We start from the raw sequence: 4,320 nt of genomic DNA, 5'->3' as shown, positions 1-4,320 counted from the left end.
GGGCAGGCTGGGCTGCTGCAAGGCTGGGGATAATGTCGTTCACCCGGCAGATTTTAGGGCGGGGGCCGCGCAGGGACATCGGCCGGTGGGCGCCGGGCGATGGGGATAATGCCCGCTGTCTTTTCAATGCCCGGCGTTCTCCCGGCCCTCCCATGGAACTGGTCACTTTTCTGATCGACTTCATCCTGCATGTCGACAAGTACCTTGAGATGTTTGTGCAGACCTACGGTGCGTGGGTGTATGCGCTGCTGTTCCTGATCGTGTTTGTGGAGACGGGTGTGGTGGTGATGCCATTTCTGCCTGGCGATTCGCTGCTGTTCATCGTGGGGGCGCTGTGCGGTGCGGGGATGATGAGCTACCCGCTGGCATGCGCCATCCTGATCGTGGCGGCCATCCTGGGCGACCAGTGCAACTATTCGATCGGCCGTTTTTTTGGCCCCAAGGTGTTCCAGTGGGAGGACTCGCGCTGGTTCAACCGCCGGGCGTTCGATCAGGCACACAACTTTTATGAGCGGTATGGCGGCATCACCATCGTGCTGGCGCGCTTCATGCCATTCATCCGCACCTTTGCCCCCTTCGTGGCGGGCGTGGCCGAGATGAACCGGGCCAAATTCACCGCCTACAACGTGGGCGGCGCGCTGATTTGGGTGCTGGGCATTTGCACGGCCGGTTACTTCTTCGGCAACCTGCCGTTGGTGCGGGAGCACCTGGACAAGATTATCTGGGCGCTGATCATTGTGCCGGGCCTGATAGCCATCTTTGGCGCGTGGCGCGCGGGGCGCCAGGCCAAGGTGGCCTGATATTCCGCTGAAATGCTATGAAAAAATAGCTGCAAGCGCTTTTCTGTAAAGCGCTGGTGGTCATTTTTGTGCTTGCCCGATAAGGCTGTGGGCTGTGCAAAGCGATTTAACGGCGATCAGGTTTGCGCTGATCGTGGTCTTCGCCGACCTCATGGCCTATGAGGGCGCCAGCCGCGGCACCCCCGATGGTGCCCACTGGCCCGCCGAACACGGCGTTGCCGGCCACGCCGCCGACGACAGCGCCTACGCCGGTGCCAACCTGCGCGCCAGAGGGGTTGGAAGCGCAGCCACCCAGGGCAAGGGCTGCAGTGCAGGTGAATGCGAGAAGGAAGTGACGGTGGTTCATGGCAGGAGTCCTTGGTGGTGGTCAGAGCAACAACAAGCGCAGCAGTGAGTGCGGGTGGTGTTGACCTGCCCTCTGACTATGGCTGCGACCCCTCGGCGCAGAGGTAGGCACGGCGGACGCACGCATGTAGGACGCAGGGCATGCCCTGCGTCCTACATGCGTGCCTGCCTGCCGACCGTCCCGGTCCATCGCCCTATCTGCCGCAATGGAGCCGGTGCGCGCTGCGTGGCGTTGTGGCAACTGCGATGAGCGCCACGTGCATCAGGGTTTCCGAGCGTGGCGATGGCGGTTGCCAGGCCATGTGGGTAGCACGATGATTTCTTATTCCCACAACAATCACACAAACCCCAAAAGGACGAGCGATGAGCGATTCAATACAGCAGGGCCCAGACGGTGCGTACAGAACCTATGGTGGCGGGTTCACTGTGGCCCAGCAGATGGGCTTGATCGTGGGTGTGGCCGTGCTGGCGCTGGTGCTGATATTGGCGCTGAGTCTGGTGCGGGTGCAGCATCTGGGCAACACGGTGAACCGCCTGGCTACGGAGCAGGTGGAGCGGCTGGAATTGGCCCTGCGCTGGCGCAGCAACATCGCCGTCAATTCCACGCGGGTGTTCTCGATTGTGCAGACCGAGGGCGATGACCTGCAGAACTACTTCAAGGACGTGGTGGCCGCCACCACGGCAGACACCAGCAAGGTGCAAAAGCGCTACTCCGAGCTGGAAAACAGCCCTGAAGGCCTGCGCATCCAGGAGGAGCTGGCTGCCGTGCGCAAGAGCTACCTCGAAACGCGCGACAAATCCCTTGCGCTCAAGAAGGCCGGCGACATGGCGCAGGCCAAGAGTTACGCCCTGGGCACATTTGCGCCGGTGTTGACCCAGTACAACGCCGTGGCAGACAAGATGGTGAGTTACCAGGTGCAGCGCTCGGCGGAGCAGGCCTCCGAGGCGGCCGAACTCATACAGTCCTACCGGCTGACGGTGTTGACGGCGGGTGCTGCCGCGCTGGGGCTGCTGGTGGTGTTGTCGTGGGTGGTGGTGCGGCGCATCCGCCGGTCGCTGGGCGAGGTCAGTGCGGTGGCGCAGCGCATCGGCGGGGGGGATCTGTCGCAGCCCATCCATGCCAGCGGGCGTGGCGAGGTGGCCGACATGATGCGGGCGATGGAGGCCATGCAGACCTCGCTGGTCCGCATTGTGGGTGATGTGCGGCAAAGCAGTGAGGCCATTGCCACGGGCTCGCGCGAGATCGCCATGGGCAATGCGGACCTGAGCGAGCGCACGGAAACGCAGGCCAGCAACCTGGAGCAGACCGCAGCCTCCATGGAGGAGCTCACCAGTACCGTCAAGAACAACTCCGATACCGCGCAGCGAGCGGCCCTCCTGGCGGGCACTGCATCGACCGCCGCTGTCAAGGGCGGCGAGGTGGTGGGGCAGGTTATCAGCACGATGCAGGACATCTCGGCCGCATCGCGCAAGATCACCGACATCATCGGCGTGATCGATGGCATCGCCTTTCAGACCAATATTCTGGCGCTCAATGCGGCGGTCGAAGCCGCCCGGGCGGGCGAACAAGGCCGGGGCTTTGCCGTGGTGGCCAGCGAGGTGCGCAATCTGGCCCAGCGCAGTGCGGAGGCTGCCAAGGAGATCAAGGCCCTGATTGGTGCCAGCGCGGAGAAGGTCGATGCGGGTACGCACCTGGTGGGCAACGCTGGGCAGAGCATGGAGGACATCGTTGCGCAGGTTCAACGCGTGAGCGACTTGATTGGCGAGATATCCAGCGCCACGGGCGAGCAAACCATCGGTATCAGCCAGGTGGGCGAGGCTGTAACGCAGCTCGATCAAGTGACCCAGCAGAACGCTGCCTTGGTGGAGCAAAGCGCCGCGGCGGCTGACAGCCTCAAGCACCAGGCGGCCAAGCTGGCGCAGATCGTGAGCGTGTTCCGGCTGGGGTCGTGAGGCTGAGAACAGGTTTTCGGGGCCGGTGCTGCGGGGCCCGTCCCGTCAGCCCGCCTGCAAGCACAGCGTGACCAGCAGCGAGGCGGCCTGCACCGCCTTGAGTGCATGCAGTGCGCGCGGCGCCAGGTGCACAAAGTCGCCAGGGTGCAACTGCTGCACGGCGCCGTCGCTGGCAAATTCGACCACCCCCTCGATGCACAGCACGGTGGCTTCGCCAGGCGTCTTGTGCTCTTTCATGGACTTGCCTACGGGCAGGACCACACGTATCACTTCAAGCTGGCCTGCCTTGAGAATGGCCGTGGTGACGGTGTCCGGCAGCCTGTCGCCCAGCGGGCGCACGCTCACGATCTGGCCGGATTGGGCGTGGGGTAGGGCCATGGTGTTCTCCTTCTAACCGAGATGGTTCTGAAAAACACTGTGCACCTGCTTGCAGGCCGATGCAAGGTGGCCGGACCTGGGGTCAGTAAATTTGCCGCAATGATGGGAAGATGGCCTACACCGAGCGGTTGCGCGCCAGCGGTGGGTTCTTGGCGAAGTAGCGGGTGATGCCGCGCATCAGCGCATTGGCCAGCTGTTCCTGGTAGGCGCTGCTGCGCAGGCGTTGTTCCTCTTCGGGGTTGCTGATAAAGGCGGTTTCGACCAGCACGCTGGGGATATCGGGCGCCTTCAGAACGGCGAACCCTGCCTGCTCGACGCGGGGCTTGTGCAGCTTGCCCACGTTGCCGATCTCACCCAGCAGCACGCTGCCCAGCTTGAGACTGTCGTTGATCTGGGCGGTGGTACTCATGTCCAGCAGTGCGCGCTGCACATGCTGGTCTTTGGACTGCACGTTGATGCCACCCACCTGGTCGGCCTGGTTTTCCTTGTTGGCCAGCCAGCGCGCGGCCGTGCTCGAGGCGCCGCCCTGGCTCAGTGCAAACACGCTGGCGCCTCGTGCGGCGGGGGTGGTGAAGGCATCTGCGTGTATGGAGACGAACAGGTCGGCCTGCACACGCCGCGCCTTTTGCACGCGGGTGCCCAGGGGCACGAAGTAGTCGCCATCGCGCGTGAGGTAGGCCCGCATGGGGTTGCCGCCCACGGTGGTGGCGTTGATGCGGTCGCGCAGCAGGTAGGCCACACGCAGCACCACGTCTTTTTCGCGCGTGCCTGCGGGGCCGATGGCGCCAGGGTCTTCGCCGCCATGGCCCGGGTCCAGCGCCACGATGATGAGGCGGTCGGTCTG

5 protein-coding genes are annotated in these 4,320 nt (G+C 64.0%); 2 read left to right on the top strand and 3 right to left on the bottom strand.

What is annotated here, in order from left to right:
• The first annotated feature begins 152 nt into the window (after positions 1-152).
• Positions 153-800 carry a DedA family protein gene (locus DBR12_RS06630; protein WP_108616539.1) on the top strand — a complete coding sequence of 216 codons (648 nt, stop codon included), beginning with the start codon at positions 153-155 and terminating at the stop codon, positions 798-800.
• A gap of 106 nt (positions 801-906) precedes the next feature.
• Here the strand turns inward: DBR12_RS06630 and DBR12_RS06625 are convergent, their stop codons facing one another.
• On the bottom strand, positions 907-1,146 hold the full coding sequence (locus DBR12_RS06625) for a glycine zipper 2TM domain-containing protein (RefSeq protein ID WP_108616538.1): 240 nt from the start codon (positions 1,144-1,146) through the stop codon (positions 907-909).
• Between the two features lie 362 nt (positions 1,147-1,508).
• Between DBR12_RS06625 and DBR12_RS06620 the strand changes: the two genes are divergently transcribed.
• Entirely contained in the window at positions 1,509-3,098 is a 1,590-nt protein-coding gene (locus tag DBR12_RS06620) for a methyl-accepting chemotaxis protein (RefSeq protein ID WP_108616537.1), read from the top strand.
• 45 nt (positions 3,099-3,143) lie between these two features.
• Here the strand turns inward: DBR12_RS06620 and DBR12_RS06615 are convergent, their stop codons facing one another.
• Both DBR12_RS06615 and DBR12_RS06610 read right to left on the bottom strand, forming a co-directional pair.
• Positions 3,144-3,476 carry a cupin domain-containing protein gene (locus DBR12_RS06615; RefSeq protein ID WP_108616536.1) on the bottom strand — a complete coding sequence of 111 codons (333 nt, stop codon included), beginning with the start codon at positions 3,474-3,476 and terminating at the stop codon, positions 3,144-3,146.
• A gap of 115 nt (positions 3,477-3,591) precedes the next feature.
• The coding region (locus DBR12_RS06610; protein ID WP_199226648.1) for an N-acetylmuramoyl-L-alanine amidase at positions 3,592-4,320 on the bottom strand (729 nt) is incomplete at its 5' end.

The sequence above is a fragment of the Acidovorax sp. HMWF029 genome, assembly GCF_003060895.1.
Classification (GTDB): domain Bacteria; phylum Pseudomonadota; class Gammaproteobacteria; order Burkholderiales; family Burkholderiaceae_C; genus Acidovorax.
Note: the sequence above shows the minus strand (reverse complement) of the source record. Positions and strands in the feature narration are given on the sequence as shown.

Excerpts from the sequence above, each read along its gene's own strand:
- DBR12_RS06625 (WP_108616538.1), bottom strand. The coding sequence starts at position 1,146 with ATGAACCACCGTCACTTCCTTCTCGCATTCACCTGCACTGCAGCCCTT.
- DBR12_RS06615 (WP_108616536.1), bottom strand. The coding sequence starts at position 3,476 with ATGGCCCTACCCCACGCCCAATCCGGCCAGATCGTGAGCGTGCGCCCG.
- DBR12_RS06630 (WP_108616539.1), top strand. The coding sequence starts at position 153 with ATGGAACTGGTCACTTTTCTGATCGACTTCATCCTGCATGTCGACAAG.
- DBR12_RS06620 (WP_108616537.1), top strand. The coding sequence starts at position 1,509 with ATGAGCGATTCAATACAGCAGGGCCCAGACGGTGCGTACAGAACCTAT.